This window comes from Janthinobacterium sp. GW823-FHT01H08 (genome assembly GCF_058797855.1).
The window spans coordinates 5,932,650-5,958,771 of sequence record NZ_CM179504.1; the positions used below are offsets into that span (position 1 = coordinate 5,932,650).

Below are 26,122 nucleotides of genomic sequence, written 5' to 3' on the forward strand. Positions count from 1 at the left end.
TTCGACTCCCTTAGAAAGGCTTGACCACGACCAGCACGACGACGGCCAGCAGCATCACCACCGGCACTTCATTAAACCAGCGGAACCAGGTGTGACTGCGCTTGTTGAGACCTTTTTCAAACTTGCGCAGGATGGAACCGCAAGCGTGGTGATAGCCGAGCAGCAGCACCACGAACGTCAGTTTGGCGTGCATCCAGCCCGGCATCTTCATGCCGCCCTGGCTCCCGCCATACAGCATCCACATCAACGCCAGCCCCAGCACCATCGCCGGCAGCGCCAGCAGCGACATGAAGCGGTACAACTTGCGCGCCATCAGCAGCAGGCGCTCGGTGGCCACCGTTTCCGTCTCCATCGCCAGGTTCACGAAGATGCGCGGCAAATAAAACAGGCCGGCGAACCAGGAAATGACGAAGATGATGTGGAAGGCTTTGGTCCAGAGAAAGAGCATGGGGTTCCCAGTGTCAGAGGTGGAGAGAAACAAGAGCACGGGCCGCCTTGTGGGCCGCCCGCGAATGAGACTATTTGCGTACTTCGCCGTGGCCGAAGACCACGTACTTGAGCGAGGTCAGGCCTTCCAGGCCCACCGGGCCGCGCGCGTGCAGCTTGTCGTTCGAGATGCCGATCTCGGCGCCCAGGCCGTATTCGAAGCCGTCGGCGAAACGCGTCGAGGCGTTCACCATCACCGAGGCGGAATCGACTTCGCGCAGGAAGCGCAGCGCATCGCTGTAGTCTTCCGTGATGATGGACTCCGTGTGCTTCGAGGAATACCGGTTGATGTGGTCCATCGCTTCGTCGATGCCGTCGACCACCTTCACCGACAGGATGGCGGCCAGGTATTCGGTGGACCAGTCTTCCTCGGTGGCCGCTACCAGGTGCGGATAAGCGGCGGCGGCCAGGATCGCATGGCTTTCCGGATCGGCGCGCAGTTCCACCTGTTTGGTCAGGTACAGTTCGGCCAGCTGCGGCAGCACGGCCGGTGCGATAGCGCGCGCCACCAGCAGGGTTTCCATGGTGTTGCAGGTGCCGTAGCGGTGGCACTTCGCGTTGAAGCCGATATTGATCGCCTTCCTGATATCGGCCTTGGCGTCGATGTAGACGTGACAGATGCCGTCGAGGTGCTTGATCATCGGCACGGTGGCCTCTTCCATCAGGCGCGCGATCAGGCCTTTGCCGCCGCGCGGCACGATGACGTCCACATACTGCGGCATGGTGATCAAAGCGCCGACGGCCGCGCGGTCGGTGGTGTCGATCACTTGCACGGCATCGGCAGGCAGGCCGGCGCCCAGCAAGCCCTCGGCTACCAGCTTGGCCAGCGCGCGGTTGCAGTGAATCGCTTCCGAGCCGCCGCGCAAGATCGTCGCGTTGCCGCTCTTGATGCACAGGCCGGCCGCGTCCACCGTCACGTTCGGACGCGCTTCATAGATGATGCCGATGACGCCCAGCGGCACGCGCATCTGGCCCACCTGGATGCCCGTCGGACGGAATTTCATGTTCGAGATTTCGCCGATCGGGTCGGCCAGCGACACGATTTGCGTCAAGCCTTCGACCATGGTGGCGATGGCGGCGTCGGACAGGGTCAGGCGGTCGAGCATGGCCGGCGCCAGGCCGGCGGCAGCAGCCGCATCGAGGTCGCGCTGGTTGGCCGCGCGCAGCAGATCGGCATCGCGCACGATGGCGGCGGCGATCAGGGTCAAGGCGCGGTTGCGCGTGGCGCTGTCGGCACGCGCCATGGCGCGCGAAGCGGCGCGTGCGCGCGTGCCCACGTCCTGCATATATTCTGTGATGTCCATGCTCGTATCCATATTGTAAAAAACTAGCCTCGGGCGATCTTCAGTCCCAGTTGCAGCATGGCGTCCCAGGCATCGCCCGCGTAGCCCTTGGCGCGCAAACCCTTGATCATCTTGTCCACCTGCGCCGCCTGCTGCAGCGCCGCTTCCAGCACGGGCAGCGAAATGCGCCGCAGGGCCGGTTCCATCATCCGCTCGCGCGGACCCCAGATGCGGTATTCCTTCAGCAGCGCGCCCAATGGACGCCCCTGCGCCATGCCGGCCTTCAATTTTAACAGCGTGCGGATTTCCTCGGAGACGGCCCACAAGACCAGCGGCAGCGCCTCGCCCTCGCCTTTCAAGCCTTCGAGCATGCGCACCAGGCGCGCCGGGTCGCCGGCCAGCATGGCTTCGGACAGCTTGAAGACATCGTAGCGGGCCACGTTCAGCACCGCGTCCTGCACTTGTTCGTACGTCAGCTTGCCCGCTGCGTGCAGCAAGCCCAGTTTCTGGATTTCCTGGTGCGCCGCGAGCAAGTTACCTTCCACCCGTTCGGCGATGAAGTCGATGCTGGCACGCTCGGCGCTTTGCCCCTGCGCGGCCAGGCGCTGCGATATCCACGCCGGCAACTGTGCCCGTTCCACATTCGGAATGTCGATATACACGGCCGCCTGCTGCAGGCTGGCGACCCAGGCCGCCTTTTGCGTGGCCCAATCCAGCTTGGGCAAGGTGATCAGGGTCAGGTTGTCGGGACTGAGGTTTTTCGCGTAGCTTTGCAGCGCCGCGCCGCCATCCTTGCCCGGCTTGCCCGTGGGGATGCGCAGTTCGATCAGTTTTTTATCGCCGAACAGCGACAGCTCCTGGTTCGCCGCCAGCAGTTCACCCCACTTGAAGCTGCGCTCCACCGTCAGCACGTCGCGCTCGGAGTAGCCCTGCGCGCGCGCCGCGCGGCGGATCTTGTCGGCCGCTTCCAGCGCCAGCAAGTGTTCGTCGCTGGTGATCACATACAGCTGCGCCAGCGGCTTGGCCACATGCCCATCGAGCGCATCTATCCGCAATTGCATGGCGTCCCCGTTACTGCTGCGGGGCGGCCGGCGCGGCCGGCGTCACGGGCGCCACCGACATGGCCGGCAGCACCGGCTTGATGGCGGCCAGGCGGCGCATGATCTGCTGCACCAGGTCGTTGCGCATGTCGCGGTACAGCGCCGCTTCCTCGGTTTCCTTGGCCAGTACCTGCCTGTCGTCGAAGGTGATGGGGCGCACCAGGCTGATGGTCGTCGGCGCCAGCAACTGGTTGCCGGCCTTGTCCACCACGCGGAAATTGATCGAATAGCCGAGTTGATACTCTTGTACGCGGCCGCTGGTGTTCAGGGACAAAATGGTCTTGGTACGATTCATCTCCGGATCGGAGATCACTTCAAGGACGGCGTCGGCGCCATCCCTGGTATTGACCACCTCCGTGCTGCCAATGGCGCGGATATAGCGCTTCAGGCCGATCGCCAGCGGCGACGAGTCGGGCAAGCCGATGTACATCGTCGCGAACGGCAGCATGAAACTGCCGTTCGAACCGCGCAAGTGAAAGCCGCAGGCCGACAGCAGGACGGTCAGGCCCAACGCCAGCACGGCGCGGCGGCCCAACAGCGATACTTGAGAGGAAGTCGTCATGATTACACCACGATGCTGATTAACTTGCCTGGCACGACGATGATCTTCTTCGGCGTGGTCTCGACGTACTTCTGCACACTTTCGCACGCCAGCGCGGCCGCTTCGATGCTGGCCTTGTCCGCATCCTTGGCCACCGTGATCGAGCCGCGCAGCTTGCCGTTCACCTGGATCATCATCTCGATCTCGGACTGCTCCAGCGCTTGCGGGTCGACCTGCGGCCAGGCTACGTTCAGCAAATCGCCGTGCACGCCCGCATAGCCCAGCTCTTCCCACAAGACGTGGGTGATGTGCGGCGCGACGGGATTGAGCAGGCGCAGGAAGATCGAGAAGCCTTCCGCGATCAGCGCCTTCGACTGCGCGCTATCGTCCAGCTTGGCCGATTCCAGCGTGTTGAGCATCTTCATGCAGGCCGACACCACGGTGTTGTACTGGATGCGCTTCAAGTCGTAATCGGCTTGCTGCAGCAGCTTGTGCAATTCGCGGCGCAGGTTTTTCTGCGCGTCGCCCGTGGCCGGTGCGGCGCCGCCAGCCAGTGCGGCCTGGATCGTTGCCGACTGGGCATAGCCGAAGTTCCACACGCGGCGCAGGAAGCGGTTCGCGCCTTCGACACCGCTGCCCGACCATTCCAGGGTCTGTTCCGGCGGCGAGGCGAACATGGTGAACAGACGGGCCGTGTCGGCGCCGTACTGCTCGATCTGCGCTTGCGGGTCGATGCCGTTGTTCTTCGACTTCGACATTTTTTCCGTGCCGCCGATTTCCACGGGCTGGCCGTCGGCTACCAGGACGGCGGACTGCGGACGGCCCTTGTCATCGAGCGACAAGCGCACGTCGTCCGGGTTGAACCAGGTGGTCTTGCCGGCGGCGTCCTTGCGGAAGTACGTTTCGTTGAGCACCATGCCTTGCGTCAGCAGGTTGACGAACGGCTCGTCGAACTTGACCAGGCCGAAGTCGCGCATGATCTTGGTCCAGAAGCGCGCGTACAGCAAGTGCATGACGGCGTGTTCGATGCCGCCGATGTACTGGTCCATCGGCATCCAGTAATCGTTGCGCGCGTCGACCATGGCGTCGTTCGAGCCTGGCGAGGTATAGCGCATGTAGTACCACGACGAATCGACGAAGGTATCCATGGTGTCCGTCTCGCGGCGCGCCGGCTTGCCGCACTGCGGGCAGTCGCACTGCAGGAAGGCTTCATATTTGTTCAGCGGGTTGCCCGTGCCGTCCGGCACGCAGTCTTCCGGCAACACCACCGGCAGGTCTTTTTCCGGCACCGGCACCACGCCGCAGTCGGCGCAATGGATCATCGGAATCGGCGTGCCCCAGTAGCGCTGGCGCGAAATGCCCCAGTCGCGCAGGCGGAACGTGGTTTTCTTTTCGCCCAGGCCCAGCTCCGCCAGGTCGGCGGCCACCGCATCGACGGCGGACGCGAAATGCAGGCCGTCGTATTTGCCGGAGGCGATGCAGACGCCGTCCTTGCTGCCATACGATTCCTGCCAGGCGTCCGTCGAGAACTCCTGACCCTTGACTTCGATCACTTGCTTGATCGGCAGATTGTATTTCTTGGCAAAGCCGAAATCGCGTTCGTCGTGCGCCGGCACCCCCATCACGGCGCCGTCGCCGTAGGTGATCAGCACGTAGTTGCCGACCCAGACTTCCACTTGCGCGCCCGTCAGCGGATGGGTGACGAACAGGCCGGTCGGCATGCCCTTCTTTTCCATCGTTGCCATGTCTGCCTCGATCACGGAACCGAGCTTGCATTCGGCGTTGAACGCGGCCAGAGCAGGATTCGTTTGCGCGGCGTGGATGGCCAGCGGGTGTTCGGCGGCCACGGCGCAGAAGGTCACGCCCATGACGGTGTCCGGACGGGTAGTAAAGACGTACAGCTTGCCGTCGCCGATCAGGGCGCCGTTCGCGTCCTTGATCGCATGCGGGAAGGCGAAGCGCACGCCCGTCGATTTGCCGATCCAGTTGGTCTGCATGGTGCGCACGCGCTCGGGCCAGCCCGGCAGCTTGTCATCGACATAGGCCAGCAGCTCTTCCGCGTAATCGGTGATACGCGCGTAGTACATGGGGATTTCGCGCTTTTCGATCAGCGCGCCGGAACGCCAGCCCTTGCCGTCGACCACTTGTTCGTTGGCCAGCACGGTCTGGTCGATCGGGTCCCAGTTCACGGTGCCCGTCTTCTTGTAGATGATGCCTTTTTCCAGCATCTTGAGGAACATCCACTGGTTCCATTTGTAGTATTCGGGCTTGCAGGCGGTCATTTCGCGCGACCAGTCGATGGCCAGGCCCATCGATTCCATCTGCTGCTTCATGTGAGCGATGTTCGAATACGTCCATTGCGCGGGCGGCACGTTGTTGGCCATGGCCGCGTTTTCCGCCGGCATGCCGAACGCATCCCAGCCCATCGGCATGAGCACGTTGTAGCCGTTCATGCGCAGGTAGCGGTACATCACGTCATTGATCGTATAGTTGCGCACGTGACCCATGTGCAGCTTGCCCGAAGGGTAAGGCAGCATCGAGCAGGCAAAATACTTGCCTTTTGGGAAACGCGGGTCGTGTTCGACGGCTTTATAGGCGTCGATCGCCTTCCAGTGCGATTGGGCGGCTTGTTCGACGTCGGCGGGACTATATTTATCTTGCATGATGTGCGGCCAATAGTGGATATGAACCGAGCATTATACTGGTTGTCGCCGCCCGATAGCGCGGCGCGCTGGCGGCCCGGGCCGGCAAATTTTGGCAAGCGCACAATTATGCTGTGTAATATATGGGCAATCTTGTTCTTTGCATCAAAGCCGGCCATGATCGTCTACCAGGAATATCCGCCCCTCCCCGCCCTGCACCCCTGGCTGGACTGCGTCTGGACCTGCCGCGTGCAGACGGGCGCCACGCCCTTCACGCACCAGGTCTTGCCCGACAATTGCATCGACATCCTGTGCCAGGACCAGCAGGACGCCAGCTTTGCCGTCGGCATGATGACGGCGCCCGTCACCGTCGTCAACCAGGGTCTGGTGCAGACGGTGGCGGCCCGCTTCAAGCCGGGTGCGGCGGCACGCTTCTTCCAGCTGCCCTTGTGCGAACTGAGCGATGGCCGCACGGGATTGCAGCAGCTGTGGGGCCGCGAGCTGGCGGCGCGCCTGGGCGACGCGCTATGGTGCGAGCCCTTGAGCAATGCACAAAGGGTTTCTATTTTGCAAGAATATCTGCTGCTGCGCCTGCGCACCGCGCCGCCACGGCGCCAGGCCGGCGCGGCCGAACATGCCATCGCGGCCATTGAGGCGGCATCGGGGCAGGTGCGCGTGGATGGCCTGGCGCAGCAGCTGGGCGTGTCGCGCCAGCACCTGGCGCTGCAATTTCGCCAGCAAGTGGGCATCAGCCCGAAGCTGTTTGCCCGCATCTGCCGTTTCCGCGCCGCCAGCCAGGCCATGCAAAGCGTGGCGGGACAGCAGGACTGGGCGCAGGTGGCCTTGCAATATGGTTATTTCGACCAGTCGCACCTGATCCACGACTTCCAGGAATTCGCCCGCAGCTCGCCCGACGCGTGGCTGACGGGCCGGCGCGCGTGAGCACCTTCCATTTTTCCAATCGCCACGCGCACGCCGGTGGCATGATGGCGTTATTCTTCATTCACCAGGAGCAGAACATGATCAAGGGCTTGCGCACCGTCACCTATCCCGTCCCCGACCTGGACAAAGCCAAAGCCTGGTACAGCCAGGTATTCGGCACGGCACCGTATTTCGACCAGCCGTTCTATGTCGGCTTTGCCATCGGCGGCTTCGAGCTGGGGCTGCTGCCGGACGGCCAGCCTGGCACGCAGGGCAGCGTGACGTACTGGGGCGTGGATGGCATCGAGCAGGAAGTCGAACGCATCGTGGCACTGGGCGGCAGCCTGCACCATCCGATCACTGACGTGGGCGACGGCATCCGCACGGTGGAATTGCTCGACCCCTTCGGCAACCAGATCGGCCTGATCGACAATCCCCACTTCGATACGGCCAAGGTCGTCTAGGCCGCCTCGTCTTGCAGCCATACGCGGAACTGCTGCAAGGCCAGTTTCTCATGTGCCGCCTCGGGCGTGATCAGGTAATACGCGCGCTGGCCGCGCAGTGGGCGCTCGCATGCGATGCGCAGCTCGCCGCGCGCCAGTTCCGCTTCGACCAGCATACGGGGCAGCAAGACCACGCCCTGCCCCTGCACGGCCGCCATGGCCAGCATGGAAAACAACTCATAGCGGGCGCCATAGCGCGCCAGTTCCCCATCGACCTGCATGGCGTCAAACCACTGACGCCAGGCGCCCGGGCGCGTACTTTGCTGCAACAAGGTCAGTTCCAATAAATCCTGCGGCTGCCAGGCGCTGCGCGCCGCCAACAGGCGCGGGCTGGCGACAGGCACGATTTCTTCGTGCATGAGCAAGGTGGCGCGCGTGCCGGGCCAGCGCGCCAGCTGCTCGGGCGTGCCCGCGTACAAGGCGCCGTCGTATTCCGTATCGGCAAACATGAACGGCTTTGTATAGGCATCGATATGCACGACGATATCGGGGTGCAAACCGGCCAGCGACGACAGCCGCGGCATCAGCCAGCGCGTGGCAAACGTGGGCACGGACGCGAGCTGCAGCGCCCCGCCGCCGCCCTGGCGCGCCATGGTGTCGAGCGTGTCGCGCTCCAGGCCGTCGAGACGGGCCGCGATCTGGCGCGCATACGCAGCGCCGGCGCTGGTCAGCAGCACGCCATGGCGCGTGCGCTGGAACAATTGCACGCCAAGAAAGCTTTCCAGGGAAGATATCTGGCGCGACACGGCGCTTTGCGTCAGCGACAGTTCGCGCGCCGCATGCGTGTAGCTCTGGTGGCGCGCGGCCGCTTCGAAACAATTTAGCGCTTGCAGCATGGGAATTTTGCGTGACATGGGGGTATCGGGCCGGTGAAAGGCTCCAGTATGCCGCAAGATATGCGCATCACGCATGTCTGGGTGCAAAAAAATCGTTTGCGCAAGGCTAGGCAAAAACCTACCATGAGCCATATTCAATCTTGCGCCGATCACCGGCGCTCACCTGCGAGGCCTGTGATGAGCAAAACCGTATTCGACTGGAATTCCCCCCTGCTGCTGGAAGAACAACTGACGGGCGACGAACGCGCCGTGCTGGAAGCGGCCCGCGACTATTGCCAGGGCAGCCTGGTGCCGCGCGTGCTTGAATCGTTCCGCCATGGCCGCACGGACGCCGCCATCTTCCGCGAAATGGGCGAGCTGGGCTTGCTGGGCACGACGATACCCGAAGAATACGGCGGCGCCGGCCTGAACTACGTCTGCTACGGCCTGGCCGCGCGCGAAGTCGAGCGCGTCGATTCGGGCTACCGCTCGATGATGAGCGTGCAATCGTCGCTGGTGATGGTGCCGATCAATGCCTTCGGCAACGAAGAAACCAAGCAGAAATACCTGCCGAAACTGGCGACGGGCGAATTCATCGGCTGCTTCGGCCTGACGGAACCGAACCATGGTTCCGACCCTGGCAGCATGGTCACGCGCGCGCGCAAGGTGCCGGGCGGCTACAGTATCTCCGGCGCCAAGATGTGGATCACCAACAGCCCGATCGCCGACGTGTTCGTCGTCTGGGCCAAGGACGATGAAGGCGCGATCCGCGGCTTCGTGCTGGAAAAAGGCTGGAAAGGCCTGTCGGCGCCGGAAATCCACGGCAAGGTGGGCTTGCGTACCAGCATCACCGGCGAAATCGTCATGGATGAAGTATTTTGCCCGGAAGAAAACGCCTTCCCCGACGTGCGCGGCCTGAAAGGTCCATTTACTTGCCTGAACAGCGCCCGCTACGGCATCGCCTGGGGCGCGCTGGGCGCGGCCGAAGACTGCTACCTGAAGGCGCGCCAGTACACGATGGACCGCCAGCAATTCGGCCGCCCATTGGCTGCGAACCAGCTGGTGCAAAAGAAACTGGCCGACATGCTGACGGAAATCACCATGGGCTTGCAAGGGTGCTTGCGCCTGGGCCGCATGAAGGATGAGGGCTCGCCCGCCGTGGAAATCACGTCCATCATGAAACGCAACAGCTGCGGCAAGGCACTGGACATCGCCCGCATGGCGCGCGACATGATGGGCGGCAACGGCATTTCCGACGAATTCGGCGTCATCCGCCACCTGGTCAACCTGGAAGTGGTGAACACCTATGAAGGCACGCACGATGTGCACGCGCTGATCATCGGCCGCGCCATCACCGGCATCGCCGCCTTCAGCAACTGATGGACGCCCTGGCTTCCACCCTCGCCTCCACCCTGCGGCCCGCGCCGTTGACGGGCTTGCGCGTGCTCGACCTGTCGCGCGTGCTGGCCGGCCCGTGGGCCGGGCAAATGCTGGCCGACCTCGGGGCCGACGTCGTCAAGGTCGAGCAGCCGGGACGCGGCGACGACACGCGCTCCTGGGGTCCGCCATATCTGAAGGACGCGGACGGCCGCGATACGGCCGAGGCCGCTTACTTCCAGTGCGCCAACCGCAACAAGCGCTCCTTGTGCATCGACCTGGCTGCCCCTGAAGGGCAAGCCCTGGTGCGCAAGCTGGCCGCCGAATCGGACGTGCTGCTGGAAAATTTCAAGCTCGATGGTTTGAAGCAATACGGCCTCGATGCGGCGAGCTTGCTGGCGCTCAACCCGCGCCTCGTGTACTGCTCCATCACGGGTTTCGGCCAGGATGGGCCGTATGCGGCGCGCGCCGGCTATGACTTCTTAATCCAGGGCATGGGCGGCTTGATGAGCATCACGGGCGTGCCCGATGGCCAGCCGGGCGCCGGACCGCAAAAAGTGGGTGTGGCGCAAACGGACATCCTGACGGGCCTGTACGCCACCATCGCCGTGCAGGCCGCATTGGCCGAACGCGAGCGCTCGGGCCTGGGCCAGCATATTGACCTGGCCCTGCTCGACGTGCAAGTGGCCGCGCTGGGCAACCAGGCCGCCAACTACTTGTGCGGAGGCAAGGTGCCGCAGCGCATGGGCAATGCGCATCCGAACATTGTTCCGTATCAAGACTTTCCCACGGCCGATGGCGACATGATTCTGGCGATCGGCAACGATGGACAGTTTTCGCGTTTTTGCGCCGTCGCCGGCCACCCGGAATGGGCGCAGGACGAACGCTTCGCCACCAACCCGCAGCGCGTGGCGCACCGGGCGGTGTTGATACCGTTGATGCGCCAGACCACGGTCATGCGCACGACGGCAGAGTGGATCAGCGCGTTCGAGGCGCAAGCCGTGCCGTGCGGCCCCGTCAACCGCATCGACCAGGTCTTTGCCGACCCGCAAGTGGTGGCGCGTGGCTTGAAAGTGGAGATGCCGCATCCGACGGCGGGCACGGTGGCGCTGGTGGCCAATCCCGTGCGCCTGTCCGGCTCGCCGGTGCAATACCGCTTGCCGCCGCCCTTGCTGGGGCAGCATACGGACGAGGTATTGCAGCAGTGGCTGGGGTTGGACGGTGCGGAGATTGACGGCTTGCGTGAGCGCAAGGTGGTGTAAATGTTGGTCGTCTGGACGTAGGTCGGATTGGCGCTTGCGCGTAATCCGACTTGCACAGCCAACAATGTTGTCGGATTACGGCCCGCAGGGCCTAATCCGACCTACGATTCCATTCACTTGAGTACCAGTTTCAATGCCGGTTTTTCACCGTAATCGTCATAGCGCTCATTGATGCCGGCGATGCAAAATGTGATTTCTTCCAGCAAATCAGGCACTTTCGCCTTCATCGCGTCAGCGTCCTGCACCACGATGTCCAGCACTTCGTTCGGTTTCAAACGGAACTGCGTCATGTTTTCATCGTCGCGCAAGTAGCTGAGGCAATCGACCCAGGCATCCATGCTGTTGCCGTAGAACGCGGGGAAACCGAAGGCTTGCACGCATTGCGCGTGAAAGCTCGCTTCATCGGTGATGTCTTTTCCATTCAGGATGGCTGTGGCCATAGTCTTCCTCAGTTCTTCAGCGACAGCACATCCTGCATGTCGAACAGGCCCGTCGGCTTGTCGGCCAGGAAACGCGCGGCGCGCAGGGCGCCGTGGGCGTAGGTGACGCGGCTGCTCGATTTGTGGCTGATCTCGATGCGCTCGCCGATGCCGGCAAACAGCACCGTATGGTCGCCGACGATATCGCCGCCGCGGATGGTAGCAAAGCCGATGGTCGACGGATCGCGTTCGCCCGTCACGCCTTCGCGGCCGTACACGGCGCATTCCTTCAGGTCGCGGCCCAGGGCGCCGGCCACCACTTCACCCATTTGCAGGGCCGTGCCCGACGGCGCATCGACCTTGAAGCGGTGATGCGCTTCGATGATTTCGATGTCGTAGCCTTCGGACAGGCTTTTCGCGGCCAGTTCCAGCAGCTTCATGGTGACATTCACGCCCACGCTCATGTTCGGCGCGAACATGATGGCCGTCTTTTCGGCGGCGGCGGCAATGGCGGCCTTGCCCGCGTCATCGAAACCGGTGGTGCCGATGATCATCTTGATGCCATGCTCGGCGCAATACGCCAGGTGCTGCAAAGTGCCTTCGGGGCGCGTGAAGTCGATCAGGTAATCGGCATTGGCCAGGCCGGTGGCCAGGTCCGACGCGATCAGCACGCCGGCAGGCTTGCCGAGAAAGGCGGCGGCATCCTGGCCGACGCTCGGCGAGCCGGCGCGGTCGAGGGCGCCGGCCAGCACGGCGTCGGGTGCGTTGCTGACCGCTTCGATCAGGATATGGCCCATGCGGCCGCTGGCGCCAGCGATGGCAATTTTCAGTTCAGTCATTTTATTCTCTTACAACAACTTATTTGGTGGGTTCGGCGGCAGGCGTCGGTGCTGGCTCGGCGGCAGGCGCCGTTGCTGGTGCTGGTGCAACGTCAGGCTTGCTCACAGGAATGGCAGGAGCGGCATCGGCCGGTACCGGCACGGCGCTCGGCGCCACGGGCGATGGCACGACGGCGGCAGGCACGTCAGCCTTGGCGACCTTGGCGAATGGCGACGGACCGGCGATGCGGTCGATATACTCTTTCTCCGTCGGCAAGTTGCCGCCTTCGAAACGTTCAACCTTGCCATCCTTGCCGAAGTACACGACCACGCGGCTGCTGGTGGTTTCGCCACTGCCCCGCGCCAGGCGGAATGGATAATCCCAGCGGTCGGCATGGAAGATATCGGTCAGCAGCGAAGTGCCGAGGACGAAACGCACCTGGTCGCGCGTCATGCCTACTTTCAACTGGGCCAGCATCTCTTCGGAGACAAAGTTGCCTTGTTGAATGTCAGGACGGTAGGGCGAGAAAAACCACATGAATTTTTGCAGCGGCGTAATGGTGGTCGTTTGTGCGCCCTGTTCGGGAACCAGTTCCTTGCCTTCTTTTTGAGCAGCTGCCGGCTTTTCGCCAAGAATGCCACGGTTGGCGCAGCCGGACACGGCCAGCGCGACACAGACCATGCCTGCCACGACTGGTGCTCGAAATGAAATACGGTGCCAGAGAGATGGCAATACAGCCGGGGTTACGCGCATAAATGACCTCAATTGGATGAACAAAACGCCAGGAGTGACCGGCCCGCCAAAAAAAAGCATATTTTGGCACTCTCCGACAAAACGCTATATGATAAAGCACCTGACCCACATACGAGCAACAAACATGAGTAACAATCCTAGTGATCTCAAGGCAAGCGGCCTGAAAGCCACCCTGCCACGGCTGAAGATACTCGATATCTTCCAGAGTAGCCCGGTACGCCACCTGACCGCGGAAGACGTCTACAAGATTCTGCTGGCCGACAATATGGATGTCGGCTTGGCAACTGTCTACCGTGTCCTCACGCAATTCGAACAAGCCGGCTTGCTTAACCGCAACCATTTTGAAACCGGCAAGGCGATTTTCGAACTCAACGAAGGCTCCCACCATGACCACCTGGTGTGCCTCGACTGTGGCCGGGTCGAAGAATTCTTCGACGAAGAAATCGAAATCCGCCAGCAAAAAGTGGCCGAAGAGCGCGGCTTCAAGATCGCCGAACACGCCCTGGCCATCTACGGCAACTGCACCAAGACAGCTTGCCCGCACAAAACAGCCTGACCCACGCCGGCCGTTCCCGCAAGGGGCCGGCCGGCGCAGCATTGAACCGCATCAATGATGGCTGAGCGCGCTCGACAGCAGCTTGGCCGTGATGTCGACGATCGGAATGACGCGCTCGTAAGCCATGCGCGTCGGTCCGATCACTCCCAGCGTTCCCACGATCTTGCCGTTGACTTCATACGGCGCCGTCACCACGCTCATCTCATCCATCGGCACCAGGTTCGATTCGCCGCCGATGAAAATCTGCACGCCCGTCGCCTTGCTCGACACGTCGAGCAGCTGCATCAAGCCCGTCTTTTGCTCGAACATGTCGAACATCTGGCGCAGCGAATGCATATTCGATGACAGATCGCTCACGCTGAGCAAGTTGCGCTCGCCGGAAATGACCATGTCGTCGCTATGGTCGGCCATCGCTTCGCTGCCCGCTTCTACGGCCGCCTGCATCAAACTGCCCATGTCGTCGCGCAACTGGCGCAGCTCGCCTTGCAGGCGCACGCGCACGGCGTCGAACGACAGGCCGCCATAATTCTGGTTGATGTAATTAGCCGATTGCACCAGTTGCGCCGGCGTATAGTCGGCCTCCGTCAGCAATAAACGGTTCTGCACATCGCCGCCGGGCGCGACGATGACGAGCAGGATGCGCTTTTCGGACAGGCGCAGGAATTCGATTTGCTGGAACACGGATTCGCGGCGCGGGCTGAGCACGACGCCGGCGAACTGCGACAGCGACGACAGCATCTGCGCCGCGTTGGCGATGGTTTTTTGCGGCTGCGGCGTCTGCAGGCGCATGCGCGACTCCACCAGGTGCTCGTCCAGGTGCCGGACGGTCAGCAAGGTGTCGACAAAGATGCGGTAGCCGCGCGGCGTGGGGATGCGTCCGGCCGAGGTATGCGGACTGGACACATAACCGAGCTCTTCCAGGTCGGCCATGATGTTGCGGATCGTGGCCGGCGACAGGTCGAGGCCGGAAATTTTCGACAAGGCGCGCGAACCGACCGGCAGGCCGTCGGCGATATATCGCTCGACCAGGGCTTTCAGCAGTGTTTGGGCACGTGTATCGAGTTGCATGGTGTCTTAGGTAAGCAAATATTCTTTAAACAAGCATATTGTTAAGCAAGCGGCAACGAAAGCGGCCGAACGTGCATCAACAGCGCCTATTATGCACGTTCGCCCGTCCGACGGCGATCAATCTTCCAGCTGCCCCTGCAGCCACAGCAGCAATTCATCAAAGTTGGCGCAGATGGCGTCGGGCTGCACGCCGGCGGCCAGATGGGCATCGCTGCCCTTGCGGTTCATCCACACGGCACGCATGCCCGCCCCTTGCGCCCCCGTCACGTCGAAATACAGGTCGTCCCCCACATACACGGCCTCATGCGGCGCCACGCCCAGCGCGGCGCAAGCGGCCAGGAAGATGCTGGCGTCAGGCTTGGCGACGCCGAAATCGCTGGCGGCAATCGACACTTTAAAATGCTGCGCCAGGCCGATAATTTCAAGGTCCGCATTGCCATTCGAGATCGAGCCGACCAGCATGCGCTGCCCCATCCAGGCCAGGCCGGGCAAGACATCGTCATACGGCTGCACGCGATGGCGCGCCGCCAGGAACTGCGCGATGGCGCCGTCGACCAGGGCGGGATCTTCGCCGGCGGCCTCAAAGGCGGTCAGCAATCCCGCGCGGCGCAGCTCGATCAAATTGCCATGGAAATGCGGTTGTTCATTGAGCATGGCCAGACGGTGCTGGCGCAACAGCTCGATGGAAAACTGCTGCGCCACCTTGGGCGCATGCGTGGCCAGCCAGTCGTGCAGCAGGGTTTCGGCGGCGGCAATCACGGGCGCGATGGGCCACAAGGTATCGTCGAGGTCGAACAGGATGGCCTTGGGCGGCACGGCAGGTTTTACAGGGGCAAGAGACATGGAACTCACTATATAGATGCCGCGTCACGGTGCGCAGCCCGCAGCTATTGTCGCACCGATCGCCGCCGCCGGCATGGCGGCGCCCCCATGAAATGGGGCCGGGCCGGCGCTTCCCGGCGAAAAATTGTTACAGGGTGATACAAGGCAAGATCATCCGGCTTGCCAGATAGACTAAAATAGGCGCCATTCCAATGCGGCGCCAGCGTCCGCGTTGCGCTACCCAACCTAATTCGTTTTGGAGAATGTATGAAAAATTTGTACCTGCGCTCGATGCTGGCGGCGGCTTGCGCCGTCACATTGGCGGCCTGCGGCGGCAGCGGCGGCAATCTGTATCTGAGCGGCCAAGTCGTCAATCTGGCAAAAGATGGCCTGATTCTGCTGAATGACGGCGAACGCCTGCCTGTCACCTCAGGCCAGACTTCCTTTGTTTTCACCAAGCTGGTCAGCACCGATGACCGCTACGATATCACCATCGCGCAACAGCCAAAAGGCGCCGTGTGCACGATTACCAATGGCGCCGGCAAGGCATCGAGCTATACCGTGACCACGGCCCAGGTGATTTGCGTGACCAATACCTACCCGCTGAGCGGCACGATCACGGGCCTGACCGCCGACGGTTTGACCCTGGCCATCGGCAATATCACCACCAGCCCGCTGAAAGGCAGCACCAGCTATACGTTCCCGAATGTCAACGACGGCATTGCCTACAATATTTCCATCGCGACGTATCCAACGGGCCAGACGTGCAGTTTCGTGGGTTCTGCCAGCGCCAACGGCCGCGATGTCGTCGGCACCATGGGCTCAGCCGCCACGACCGGCGCCGCACTGAACTGCACGGCGCAGTAAGCCACGCGATTCGTCACCACTATATTGGATTGGAGAAATACATGAAGTTATCCTGCCTGCGCCCTATCGCCGCGCTGCTGTTGACCCTGGGATTGGCTGCTTGCGGCGGCAAGGCCTCGTATGATGTCAGTGGCACCGTCAGCAATTTGAACACCGAAGGCCTGGTCCTGGTCAATGGCGGCGATCCGCTCCCGATCAAAGCCGGCCAGACCTCGTTTACCTTTGGCAAGCGCATCGACTATGGCACCGACTACAACATCACCGTGCAGACCCAGCCAGCCCACATGACTTGCACCGTCAGTGGCGGAACCGGCTCGGCCGGTCACTACGTCAGTATCCAGGCATCGGTTTCCTGTGCGCGAAACGCGTACACGGTAGGCGGCACGGTGACTGGCCTGACAGCCGACGGCCTGGTTCTGATCAACGGCAATGCGCAAACCACGGTGGCCAAAGGCAGCACGACCTTCACTCTGGCATCGCCTGTTGCCGATGGCGACAAGTATGGCATCAGCGTATTTACCCAGCCTACCGGCTTGAAATGCACCGTGGCACCCAACACGGGCGTCGGTGTGATGGGTGAAGCAAACGTGACCACCGTGCAGATCGCCTGCAATCCAGGCTAAGACTGTGGCGCTGGCAGCCGCGACGCGGCTGCCAGGAAGAGATATCACGAAAATCTATATTTGATATTCGAAAGATAAATTGGAGTTATATGTGGCGATGCAGCATAATGCATCTGTCTCCTCCAACTCTTCCAAGAATTGGATTTAGCCCGCTTTCACCAGCGGGCTTTTTTTTGTCCAAAATTCCTCAGGCGGGTTTATCCAAGCCCGGCTGCAGCATCTGCACGATGCTGGAGAAATCCTGCTGCGCATAGCCGGCTTGCGCATGCATCTGGTACAGCTGGCGCACCAGCCCGCCCAGGGGCGTGGGCGCGTTCGCCGACAGGGCCGACTGCTGCGCCAGACCCAGGTCCTTCAGCATCAGCGCCGTGCCGAAGCCGCCCGTGTAATTGCGCGACGCGGGCGTGCCGTCCATGACGCCGGGCCACGGGTTGTACACTTCCAGGGTCCAGTTGCGCCCCGAACTCTTGCCCATGATGTCGGACAAGACTTTCGGATCGAGGCCATGCGCCACTCCCAGGTTCAGCGCCTCGGCCGTCCCCGCCATCAGTATGCCCAGCAGCATGTTGTTGCAAATCTTCGCCACCTGGCCCGCACCCGCCTCGCCCGCATGGAAGATGTTCTTGCCCATCTTTTCCAGCAGGGGACGCGCCTGCTGCAAGGCAGCCTCGCTGCCGCCGACGATGAAGGTCAGCGTGCCGGCCGCCGCGCCCGCCGTGCCGCCCGAGACGGGCGCATCGATCATGGCAAAGCCCCGCTCGCTGGCCGCCTGCGCCACTTGCCGCGCCACGTCGGCGGCGATGGTGCTGCAGTCGATGAACAGGGCACCGGGCTTGGCCGAATCGAGCACGCCGCCTGCCGCCAGGTACAGTTCCTGCACGTGCTTGTTGGCTGGCAGCATGGTGATGACGGCGTCCGCCGTCTGCACGGCTGCGCTGGCGGATGCGGCCGCCGTGGCGCCCGCCTCGACCAGCGACGCCACAGCCGCCGGCGCCAGGTCGAACACGGACACGTGGAAGCCGGCGGCCACCAGGTTGCGGGCCATCGGCGCGCCCATGTTGCCCAGGCCGATGAAAGCGATATGTTGCATATGTGTCTCCTGTTGTTCTTTTAATGCAGGTCGCGCAAAGGATGGCTATCCCATGGCGCCGTGAAATATTCATTGAGATACGTCTCGCTGACCTCGGCCAGGCTGGCCGGCTGCCACTGCGGCGCGTTGTCCTTGTCGATCAGCAAAGCACGCACGCCTTCGCTGAAGTCTGCATGGGCGCAACATTGCACGGCGACAATGAGTTCCAGCTGGAACACTTGCGCCAGGCTCATGTGCCGCGTGCGCTCGCGCATGGCCCACACCAGGGCGGCCGAAGTGGGCGCGCCCTTGTCCAGCGAGTGGGCCGCCTTTTGCAGCCAGACCGAATCGCCGTCATACGCGGCGATGGCGGCCACCACTTCGGGCAAAGTGGGCGCTTGCGTCAGCGCCGCGATGGCGTCGAAGTTGGCGCGCACTTCGGACACGGGCAGCATGGAGGCTGGCGCCGAGAAGCCACGCAGCAGGCGGTCCAGCTGCTCGCTGTTCACCTGCGGACTGGCTTGCCATTGCGCCAGCGCCAGCGCGTCGAGCACCATGTTCCGCTCTTCCTGGCGCAGGAAATAGTCGCCCAGGCCCGTAAACAGGGCGTCGGACGCGTTCATGGGCGCGCCCGTCAAACCCAGGAACAGGCCGCTGCGCCCTGGCATGCGGCCCAGGAACCAGCTGCCGCCCACGTCGGGGAACAGGCCAATCGTGATTTCCGGCATGGCGATACGCGTGCTTTCCGTCACGACGCGGTGGCTGGCACCGGCCATCAGGCCCAGGCCGCCGCCCATGACGATGCCGCCGCCCCACACCAGCAGCGGTTTCGCATACGTATGGATGCGGTGGTCGAGCCGGTATTCCTCGGCAAAGAAGGCCAGCGCCTGCGGGTTCGGCACGACACCCGATTGCTCGGCCACGGCCGAACGCAGGCTGCGCACGTCGCCGCCCGCGCAAAAGGCCTTGTCGGTCGACGAGTGCAGCACCACGCAGGCGACGGCAGAGTCACCGGCCCAGCGCACGAGAGCGCCGTCGATGGCGCGTATCATGTCCAGGGTCAGCGCGTGCAGGGATTTGGGCGCGTCGAGGGTGATGACGCCCAGCTTCATGCCGCCGGGACAGTCGCGCTCCTCGATTTTCACGGTTTCAGGCAAAGTCTCAACCATTCTTCCACTCCGCCGGACGTTTTTCCAGGAACGCCTGCACGCCCTCTTTCTGGTCTTGCGTATCGAACAAGCCGAGGAACAGGGTGCGTTCGTCCGGCAAGGAGTTGACCAGCGGATGGCTGCGCGCGCCCTGGATCAGGGTCTTGCATGCCGTCACGCTGCTGGGACTCTGGCGCGCCACCTTGGCGGCCAGGGCCAGCGCCGTGGCGGCAGCCTTGCCGGTTGGCACAACTTCCTCGACGAGGCCGATGGCCAGGGCCTTGGCCGCATCGACTCTCTCGCCGCACAAAATCATGCGCTTGGCCCAGCCTTCGCCCACCAGCCACGGCAAATGCTGCGTGCCGCCCGCGCATGGCAGCAAGCCGACCGAGGCTTCCGGCAAGGCCATCTGCGCGTGCTCCTCGGCGATGCGGATATCGCAGGCCAGCGCGCATTCAAGACCGCCGCCCATGGCATAGCCATTGATGGCGGCGATGCTGACGCCGCGGAATGCGGACAGCGCCTCGAACGCTTCGCCAAAGGCCGCGGCCATGGCGAAGGCCGTGTCCTTGTTACCGTCGGCAAACACGTTCAGGTCGGCGCCGGCCGAGAAGAACTTGGCGCCGCCGCCCGTGATCACCAGCGCGTACACGTCGGCGTCCGCATTCAGGTCGGCCACCAGTTCCTTCAGGGCGTTCAGGCTGGCCAGGGTCCACGTGTGGGCGGGCGGGTTGTCGAGGGTCACCAGGGCCGTATGGCCACGGCGTTCCAGCAGTAAATTTGTATACACTTTGCTCATCGTAAGGTCTCCGTGGCGCCGTCTTTCAAAATCGCTCGCGCGACGATCAGGCGCATGATTTCATTCGTCCCTTCCAGGATCTGGTGCACCCGCGTGTCGCGCACGTGGCGCTCGAGCGGATACTCGCGGATGTAGCCGTAGCCACCGTGCAATTGCAACGCATCGTTGGCGACATTAAAACCCACATCCGTCGCGAAACGTTTTGCCATGGCGCAATATGCCGTCGCATCCGGGCTTTCCTGGTCAAGTTTCCAGGCTGCCAGGCGCACCATCTGGCGCGCCGCCACCAGTTCCGTCAGCATGTCGGCCAGCTTGAATTGCAGGGCCTGGAACTGAGCCAGCTCGCGGCCGAACTGCGTGCGCTCCTTCATATACGTTTGCGCGCGCGTGAGGGCCGCCTGCGCCGTGCCCACCGAGCACACGGCGATGTTGATGCGCCCGCCGTCGATGCCCTTCATGGCAATCGTAAAGCCTTCGCCTTCCGCGCCCAGCAAGTTGCCAACAGGCACTTTCACCTGGTCGAAGCTGATGATGCGCGTAGGCTGGCTGTTCCAGCCCATCTTTTCTTCTTTCTTGCCATACACGATGCCGGGCAAATTCGCCGGCACGGCAAAGGCGGAAATGCCGGCCGCGCCCTCGCCGCCCGTGCGTGCCATGACGATCAGCATATCCGTCTGCCCCGCGCCCGAGATAAACGCTTTCGTACCGTCCAGCAGATAAAAGTCGCCCTCCTTGACGGCTTTCGTGCGCAAGGACGCCGCATCCGAGCCCGACTGCGGTTCCGTCAGGCAATAGCTGGCCAGCTTCTGGCCGGCAGCCAGGGCCGGCACCCACTCGTCGCACAGGGCTTCCTGCCCCCAGCGCGACAGCATCCAGGTGGCCATGTTGTGGATGGTGATGTAGGCCGTGGTCGAGGTGCAGCCGCCGGCCAGTTCCTCGAAGACGATGGCCGCGTCCTGGCGGGAGAGGCCCAGACCGCCCCAGCGCTGCGGCGTGTACAGGCCGCAAAAACCCATCTCGCCCGCCTTGGCGATGGTTTCCACGGGGAAGATCGATTCCGCATCCCAATGGGCCGCGTGCGGCGCCAGTTCGCCTTCGGCAAACGCGCGCGCCGCCTGCTGGAACTCGCGCTGCTCGTCGCTCAATTCAAAGTCCATGGCAGCTCCTTACTTGAGGCTGATGGTGGTGTTGACCTTGCCCACCGAGGCCGCATCCGTGAACCAGCGCTGGGTAATCGTCTGCGTCTGCGTGTAGAACAACACGACCTGCTTGCCGAACGGGCCCAGGTCGCCCAGCTTGGAGCCGCGCGAGCCCGTAAAGCTGAACAGGGGAACGGGAACGGGAATCGGCACGTTGATGCCGACCTGGCCCACGTCGATTTCTTCCTGGAAATAGCGCGCGGCCGCGCCGCTCTGCGTGAACAGGGCCGTGCCATTGCCGTTCGGATTCGCGTTCACCAGCGCAATCGCTTCATCGAGCGTGTCGACTTCGACGACGATCAGGACGGGACCAAAGATTTCCTGGTCATACACGACCATGCCGGGTTTTACGCCGGACAAGATCGTCGGGCCGACGAAGTTGCCGTTCGGATAGCCATCGACCTTCACGTCGCGGCCATCGAGCGTCAGCACGGCGCCCTGCTCCACGCCCTTGGCGATCAGGCCAAACACGCGTTCTTTCGCCGCGCACGAGATCACGGGGCCCAGGTCCGGATTATCCTTGCCCGCGCCCACCGTCAGGGTTTGCGCCTTGGCGGCCAGTTCCGGCAGCCACTCGCGCGCCTCGCCCACCAGCACGGCGACGGACGCCGCCATGCAGCGCTGGCCGGCCGCGCCGAAACCGGCGCCCAGCAACTGGTTCAGGGTCTGTTCTTTATTGGCGTCCGGCAAGACGACGGCGTGGTTCTTGGCGCCCATCATGCATTGCGCGCGCTTGCCGTTCAGGCTGGCGCGCTGGTACACATGCGTGCCCACCTTGCTGGAGCCGACAAACGAGATCGCCTTGATGTCCGGATGGTCGCACAGGGCGTTGACCACGTCTTCGCCGCCGTGGATGACGTTCAACACGCCAGCCGGGATGCCCGCCTGCAAGGCCAGGCGCACGAGTTTTTCCGTCACGAGCGGGTCTTGCTCCGATGGTTTCAACACGAAGGTATTGCCGCAGGCAATCGCCATCGGGAACATCCACAGGGGGATCATGGCGGGGAAATTGAATGGGGTAATGCCGGCGCACACGCCCAGCGGCTGCATCACGCTGTAGGTGTCGACGCCGCCGGCCACGTTTTGCGCGTATTCGCCCATTTGCAGGGTGCCGATATTGGCCGCATGTTCCACCACCTCCAGGCCGCGGAAGACGTCGCCTTCCGCGTCGAGCAAAGTCTTGCCCTGTTCCATCGTCAGGGTGGCGGCCAGGTCGGCCATGTTTTCGCGGATCAGCTGCTGCAATTTCAAGAAAATGCGGGCGCGGGCGCCGATCGGCGTCTTGCGCCAGGTTTTGAAGGCGCGCTGGGCCGAGGCGATGGCCGCGTCGACTTCATCGGACGTGGCGAACGGCACCTTGGCCAGGACTTCCTGCGTGGCGGGGTTGACGACGTCGCGCCAGACGGTGGTGCGGGATTCGACCCACTCGCCGTTGATCAAGAGGGGAACGGTCGGAATTGTGTTTTGCGTAGTCACTCGGAGTCTCCTGGTTGGTATAGGTCTGTTTGCATTATTCGCACAATCCAGCCTGCAAACAAGGCGTGAAAATGCGAGATAATGCAAAGACGAATCTGTTAATCTGCAAAGATTGTAAATTTGCAGATTCCACAAACGGGGAAGAGGAAACGCGATGGCAAAGGTTTTCATGGGCGTGCGCCTGCAGCGGCTGCGCGAGGAACGGCGCATGACGCAGGTGGCGCTGGCCAAGGCCCTGGGCATCTCGCCCAGCTACCTGAACCAGATGGAGCGCAACCAGCGCCCGCTGACGGTGCCGATCCTGCTGCGCATCGGCACGGTGCTGGGCGTTGACCCGCAAATCTTTTCCGAACACGACAGCGCCAGCCTGGTGGCGGACGTGCGCGACGTGTTCGGCGAATTGCCCGACGCGCCGCCCACCTCGATGGCGGAATTGAAAATGCTGGTGGAAAACATGCCGGAACTGGCGCGCTCGATTTTGCTCCTGCAGCGGCGCTACCGGGTGATGGCGGAACGGGCCGATACGCTGGCCGCGCGCCTCGACGACGGCAGCCGCGGCGCCAGCTCGGCGGCGCCCTCCACGGACGAGGAAGTGCGCGAATACCTGAACCGGCGGCAAAACTACATCGATGAGCTGGACCGGGCGGCCGAACGGGTGGCGGGCGAACTCGATCCCTCCCTGCGCACGCTCGACGCGCTGCAAGGCCGGCTGCTGGAGCGCCACGGCATCCAGGTGCGCTTGTCCGATGGCGACGCGGGCATGGTGCGCAAGCACCGCTACGACGCGCAACACCATATCTTGTTTCTGCCCGACACCCTGACGGGCGGCCAACGCGCCTTCCAGATGGCGGCGCAAATCAGCCTGCTCGAACACAGCGACCTCATCGACGCCCTGGTGCTGGCGGCAGGACTCTCGGGCGCGGCCGCGCAGACGGGCGCGCGCCTGGCGTTTTCCAATTATTTCGCCGGCGCCCTCTTGATGCCGTACCAGCGTTTTTTACAGGCGGCGGAAACGCGCGCCTACGACATCGAACGCCTGGCGCACCAGTTCGGCGTGGGCTTCGAGGCCGTGTGCCACCGTTTGAGCACCATGCAGCGCCCCGATGCGGCGGGGCTGCCGTTTTTCTTCGTGCGCGTCGACCGCGCGGGCAATGTCTCGAAGCGCCAGTCGGCCACGGACTTTCACTTTTCACGGGTGGGCGGCACCTGCCCGCTGTGGATCGTGTACGACGCCTTCAGCCATCCGGGCCAGGTGCTGACGCAAGTGGCCAGCATGCCCGACGGCTGCACGTATTTATGGATCGCGCGCCAGGTCAGCACGGCCTCGCCAGGCTTCCGGGCGCCCGGCAAGACGTTTGCCGTGGCGCTGGGCTGCGACATCTCGCAGGCGCACCGGCTGATCTATTCGAAGGGACTCGATTTGCACGACCCTTCCAGCGCCACGCCGATCGGCACGGGCTGCAAGGTGTGCGAGCGCCAAAGCTGCCCGCAGCGGGCGTTTCCGTCGCTGCTGGCCCCGCCACCGGCATCGGCCTGATTTACCCGACGACTCTTGCCCGCAACACGTCGAATTCGCGCGCAAATTCCGCGCGCCAGTCGCGCCGCGTGGACTCGTCTATCCAGGCCGCGTCCAGGCCATTCAACATGAAGCCCCGCATGTCGTCGAGACCGAAGCCGAATTCGCGCATCATCATCCAGGCGCCCGTCGGCGTCACGTGGTGCAGGGTCGGATCGTCCGTATTCGGATGCAGTTTCAGGCCCAGCTTGGCCATGGCGCGGATCGGGTGATCGAGCGCCCAGCGCTCGGGGACCAGGGTGCGCAGATAATACGAATTGGTGGGCACCACGGTGAAGACAAGTCCCCGTTCCACGCAGCGCTGCGCCAGCTCCGGGTTGTCGACGATCGTGTAGCCATGGTCGACCCGGTCCACCTGCAATTCGTCTATCGCCGTCGCCACATTCATCCACGGCATGCCGAATTCGCCCGCATGCGCCGTGCACTTGAAGCCGGCGGCGCGCGCAGCGCGGTAGGCTTCGATGAACAGTTCGGGCGGACGGTCGTTTTCGCGGTAGTCGATGCCGATGCCGATCACTTCCGGCGCGCGGTAGGCCTTCATCCACTCCACCATCTGCACGGCTTCGGCGGGAGCCGCTTCACGGTCGATGCTGGGGATCAGACGGCCGATCACGCCAAAATCCCTTTGCGCATCGCGGATGGCGGCCACGATGGCGTCCTGCGCCGACTCGTAGCGGATGCCCGACACGCGCACGGTGCCGGTCGGATTCCAGAAGAACTCCGCATAGCGCACGCCGTGGCCATGCACGTCTTCCAGGTATTCGTAGGCGAGGCAATACAGGTCCGTCGGCGAGACGATCAGGTGCGCGTCGAGCGCGCGCAGCACGCGCAGCACGCCGACGGGCTTGTCGCCGCGCGTGTAAAACGCGTCGATTTCCTCAGGGGTGACGACATGGCCCGTCTTGGCGGCCAGCGCGCGGAAAGTGGCTTGCCGCACCGTGCCGAACAGGTGGCAATGCAGCTCCACCTTCGGCATGGCGCGTAAAAACTGTTCGATGCTCAGGGGAGAATTAGACATGAAGCTCGTTTCGTAGTGAAGTGGGTCAGACGAGAATGGCGGCCAGGCGGCGCATCAGGCGCTCGATGGCGGCGGGGCCATCGGCCAGCATCGCCACTTGCGTGTTGATGGCGGCGCGGCGCGGCACGCGGAATTCGCACACCGTCATGCCGCGCGTCAGTTCGCCCGTCAATTCGATGGCCACGTGAGCCGGCTGGAACTGGAACAGCTGCGGCGCTTCCAGGTACAGGGCCACCACGGGGTCGTACATGGGCATGGGCACGGAACCGTCGCTGCTCCGGATGCGCACATACGCTTCCAGGTAGCCGGCCAGACGTAGCGCGCGCGGCGTGCCGAGGGCGCGCAGGCGTTCCACTTCCGCATTCGTCACCAAGAGCTGGCGGCACAGGTTCAGACCGAACATGCGCAGCGGAATGCCGGATTTGAACACCTGGGCGGCCGCTTCCGGGTCCGCATAGATATTGAATTCGGCCGCCGCCGTATGGTTGCCCTGGTCGGTCGAGCCGCCCATCAGGATGATTTCGACGATCTTGCCCGCGATATCGGGCGCCTTGGCCAGCGCGGTTGCGATATTCGTCATCGGCGCGATCGCCATGATGGTGATCTGGCCGGGATGCTTGCGCACGGCGGCGATCAGCGCGTCGACGGCGTGGCCCGCAGCGTCACTGGCGGCACCGGGCGGCAGGATGTCGCCCGTGGTCGGCATGCCGCTGTCGCCCAGGATGCGCTGCGCCGTCTCGATGACGCCGGCCAGCGGTTCTTCGCAGCCGCGGTAGATCGGCACCGTCAAGCCGTCATGGGCCTTGATGCGCAAGGCGTTGTCGTAAGTGATGGCGACGGGTGCATTGCCCGCCACCACGCTCACGCCCAGCCACTCGATGTCGGGATTGCTGCCTAAGAGCAGCATCGTCAGCCAGTCGTCGAAACCGGGATCGGTGTCGAGCCAGATCTTTTTCAAGGCTTGGGTCATGATGGTCTCA

The 26,122-nt window shown here is 63.3% G+C and carries 25 protein-coding genes and 1 pseudogene; 8 read left to right on the top strand and 18 right to left on the bottom strand.

What is annotated here, in order from left to right; genetic code table 11:
- Positions 1-10: 10 nt before the first annotated feature.
- From AC3RCG_RS26715 to leuS, 5 genes are all read right to left on the bottom strand, one after another.
- Positions 11-448: a CopD family protein gene (locus AC3RCG_RS26715; protein ID WP_070220518.1), complete on the bottom strand. Its 438-nt coding sequence runs from the start codon at positions 446-448 to the stop codon at positions 11-13.
- Positions 449-518: 70 nt separating this feature from the next.
- Complete coding sequence (locus tag AC3RCG_RS26720) at positions 519-1,802, bottom strand: glutamate-5-semialdehyde dehydrogenase (RefSeq protein ID WP_409027669.1); 1,284 nt, start codon at positions 1,800-1,802, stop codon at positions 519-521.
- A gap of 11 nt (positions 1,803-1,813) precedes the next feature.
- Entirely contained in the window at positions 1,814-2,830 is a 1,017-nt protein-coding gene (gene holA, locus AC3RCG_RS26725) for a DNA polymerase III subunit delta (protein ID WP_058048018.1), read from the bottom strand.
- Positions 2,831-2,840: 10 nt separating this feature from the next.
- On the bottom strand, positions 2,841-3,431 hold the full coding sequence (locus AC3RCG_RS26730) for an LPS-assembly lipoprotein LptE (protein WP_070220522.1): 591 nt from the start codon (positions 3,429-3,431) through the stop codon (positions 2,841-2,843).
- 2 nt (positions 3,432-3,433) lie between these two features.
- Positions 3,434-6,073, bottom strand: a complete 2,640-nt coding sequence (gene leuS, locus AC3RCG_RS26735; RefSeq protein ID WP_492402136.1) for a leucine--tRNA ligase — start codon at positions 6,071-6,073, stop codon at positions 3,434-3,436.
- A 132-nt stretch (positions 6,074-6,205) separates the two neighbouring features.
- On the opposite strand from leuS, the gene AC3RCG_RS26740 reads away from it, so the two are divergent.
- Together AC3RCG_RS26740 and AC3RCG_RS26745 are read left to right on the top strand one after the other, a co-directional pair.
- Positions 6,206-6,994: a DUF6597 domain-containing transcriptional factor gene (locus AC3RCG_RS26740; protein WP_492402135.1), complete on the top strand. Its 789-nt coding sequence runs from the start codon at positions 6,206-6,208 to the stop codon at positions 6,992-6,994.
- A gap of 41 nt (positions 6,995-7,035) precedes the next feature.
- A complete protein-coding gene (locus AC3RCG_RS26745) occupies positions 7,036-7,437 on the top strand; it encodes a VOC family protein (RefSeq protein ID WP_227742056.1) in 402 nt (133 codons plus the stop codon).
- Here the strand turns inward: AC3RCG_RS26745 and AC3RCG_RS26750 are convergent.
- A complete protein-coding gene (locus AC3RCG_RS26750) occupies positions 7,434-8,330 on the bottom strand; it encodes a LysR substrate-binding domain-containing protein (protein ID WP_070220526.1) in 897 nt (298 codons plus the stop codon). The two genes, AC3RCG_RS26745 and AC3RCG_RS26750, sit on opposite strands and share 4 nt — an antisense overlap.
- Before the next feature lie 159 nt (positions 8,331-8,489).
- On the opposite strand from AC3RCG_RS26750, the gene AC3RCG_RS26755 reads away from it, so the two are divergent.
- Together AC3RCG_RS26755 and AC3RCG_RS26760 are read left to right on the top strand one after the other, a co-directional pair.
- On the top strand, positions 8,490-9,671 hold the full coding sequence (locus AC3RCG_RS26755) for an acyl-CoA dehydrogenase (protein ID WP_070220528.1): 1,182 nt from the start codon (positions 8,490-8,492) through the stop codon (positions 9,669-9,671).
- Complete coding sequence (locus tag AC3RCG_RS26760) at positions 9,671-10,930, top strand: CaiB/BaiF CoA transferase family protein (protein WP_409027665.1); 1,260 nt, start codon at positions 9,671-9,673, stop codon at positions 10,928-10,930. Before AC3RCG_RS26755 ends, AC3RCG_RS26760 begins: the two co-directional genes overlap by 1 nt.
- A gap of 113 nt (positions 10,931-11,043) precedes the next feature.
- On the opposite strand, the gene AC3RCG_RS26765 is transcribed toward AC3RCG_RS26760, so the two are convergent.
- From AC3RCG_RS26765 to AC3RCG_RS26775, 3 genes are read right to left on the bottom strand one after another with little or no spacing between them, the layout of a single operon-like run.
- Entirely contained in the window at positions 11,044-11,370 is a 327-nt protein-coding gene (locus AC3RCG_RS26765) for a barstar family protein (RefSeq protein ID WP_070290850.1), read from the bottom strand.
- A gap of 8 nt (positions 11,371-11,378) precedes the next feature.
- Entirely contained in the window at positions 11,379-12,188 is an 810-nt protein-coding gene (gene dapB / locus AC3RCG_RS26770; protein ID WP_099374061.1) for a 4-hydroxy-tetrahydrodipicolinate reductase, read from the bottom strand.
- 19 nt (positions 12,189-12,207) lie between these two features.
- Positions 12,208-12,849, bottom strand: coding sequence for an outer membrane protein assembly factor BamE (locus tag AC3RCG_RS26775; RefSeq protein ID WP_070220536.1), 642 nt, complete (start codon positions 12,847-12,849; stop codon positions 12,208-12,210).
- Between the two features lie 196 nt (positions 12,850-13,045).
- On the opposite strand from AC3RCG_RS26775, the gene fur reads away from it, so the two are divergent.
- Positions 13,046-13,477 carry a ferric iron uptake transcriptional regulator gene (fur, locus tag AC3RCG_RS26780; RefSeq protein ID WP_034745717.1) on the top strand — a complete coding sequence of 144 codons (432 nt, stop codon included), beginning with the start codon at positions 13,046-13,048 and terminating at the stop codon, positions 13,475-13,477.
- Between the two features lie 51 nt (positions 13,478-13,528).
- Here fur and hrcA read toward each other — a convergent pair whose 3' ends face one another.
- The gene (hrcA, locus tag AC3RCG_RS26785; RefSeq protein WP_034745713.1) at positions 13,529-14,545 is read right to left on the bottom strand and encodes a heat-inducible transcriptional repressor HrcA; all 1,017 of its coding nucleotides are present in this window, start codon (positions 14,543-14,545) and stop codon (positions 13,529-13,531) included.
- Positions 14,546-14,662: 117 nt separating this feature from the next.
- Positions 14,663-15,388, bottom strand: a complete 726-nt coding sequence (locus tag AC3RCG_RS26790; protein WP_070220538.1) for an HAD family hydrolase — start codon at positions 15,386-15,388, stop codon at positions 14,663-14,665.
- A gap of 246 nt (positions 15,389-15,634) precedes the next feature.
- Here AC3RCG_RS26790 and AC3RCG_RS26795 point away from each other — a divergent pair, with 246 nt between their 5' ends.
- Both AC3RCG_RS26795 and AC3RCG_RS26800 read left to right on the top strand, forming a co-directional pair.
- On the top strand, positions 15,635-16,234 hold the full coding sequence (locus tag AC3RCG_RS26795; protein WP_070220540.1) for a hypothetical protein: 600 nt from the start codon (positions 15,635-15,637) through the stop codon (positions 16,232-16,234).
- A gap of 41 nt (positions 16,235-16,275) precedes the next feature.
- Positions 16,276-16,857, top strand: a complete 582-nt coding sequence (locus AC3RCG_RS26800) for a hypothetical protein (RefSeq protein ID WP_070220542.1) — start codon at positions 16,276-16,278, stop codon at positions 16,855-16,857.
- 187 nt (positions 16,858-17,044) lie between these two features.
- Here AC3RCG_RS26800 and mmsB read toward each other — a convergent pair.
- From mmsB to AC3RCG_RS26825, 5 genes and pseudogenes are all read right to left on the bottom strand, one after another.
- Positions 17,045-17,953 (bottom strand): annotated as a pseudogene (gene mmsB / locus AC3RCG_RS26805) (3-hydroxyisobutyrate dehydrogenase); the annotation flags it as partial.
- A 14-nt stretch (positions 17,954-17,967) separates the two neighbouring features.
- The gene (locus AC3RCG_RS26810) at positions 17,968-19,095 is read right to left on the bottom strand and encodes an enoyl-CoA hydratase/isomerase family protein (RefSeq protein WP_070311740.1); all 1,128 of its coding nucleotides are present in this window, start codon (positions 19,093-19,095) and stop codon (positions 17,968-17,970) included.
- Positions 19,088-19,873, bottom strand: a complete 786-nt coding sequence (locus AC3RCG_RS26815) for an enoyl-CoA hydratase (protein WP_070311741.1) — start codon at positions 19,871-19,873, stop codon at positions 19,088-19,090. The genes AC3RCG_RS26810 and AC3RCG_RS26815 overlap by 8 nt, the downstream gene beginning before the upstream one ends.
- Positions 19,870-21,030: an acyl-CoA dehydrogenase family protein gene (locus AC3RCG_RS26820; protein WP_230501739.1), complete on the bottom strand. Its 1,161-nt coding sequence runs from the start codon at positions 21,028-21,030 to the stop codon at positions 19,870-19,872. Before AC3RCG_RS26820 ends, AC3RCG_RS26815 begins: the two co-directional genes overlap by 4 nt.
- A 9-nt stretch (positions 21,031-21,039) precedes the next feature.
- Positions 21,040-22,548 (bottom strand): CoA-acylating methylmalonate-semialdehyde dehydrogenase, encoded by a 1,509-nt coding sequence (locus AC3RCG_RS26825; protein WP_409027658.1) that lies wholly within the window; start codon positions 22,546-22,548, stop codon positions 21,040-21,042.
- A gap of 154 nt (positions 22,549-22,702) precedes the next feature.
- Here AC3RCG_RS26825 and AC3RCG_RS26830 point away from each other — a divergent pair, with 154 nt between their 5' ends.
- A complete protein-coding gene (locus AC3RCG_RS26830) occupies positions 22,703-24,085 on the top strand; it encodes a short-chain fatty acyl-CoA regulator family protein (protein ID WP_070290844.1) in 1,383 nt (460 codons plus the stop codon).
- Position 24,086: 1 nt separating this feature from the next.
- Here the strand turns inward: AC3RCG_RS26830 and AC3RCG_RS26835 are convergent, their stop codons facing one another.
- Both AC3RCG_RS26835 and AC3RCG_RS26840 read right to left on the bottom strand, forming a co-directional pair.
- The gene (locus AC3RCG_RS26835; protein WP_492402133.1) at positions 24,087-25,142 is read right to left on the bottom strand and encodes an adenosine deaminase family protein; all 1,056 of its coding nucleotides are present in this window, start codon (positions 25,140-25,142) and stop codon (positions 24,087-24,089) included.
- A 25-nt stretch (positions 25,143-25,167) separates the two neighbouring features.
- On the bottom strand, positions 25,168-26,112 hold the full coding sequence (locus AC3RCG_RS26840) for a nucleoside hydrolase (protein ID WP_492402132.1): 945 nt from the start codon (positions 26,110-26,112) through the stop codon (positions 25,168-25,170).
- Positions 26,113-26,122: the final 10 nt, after the last annotated feature.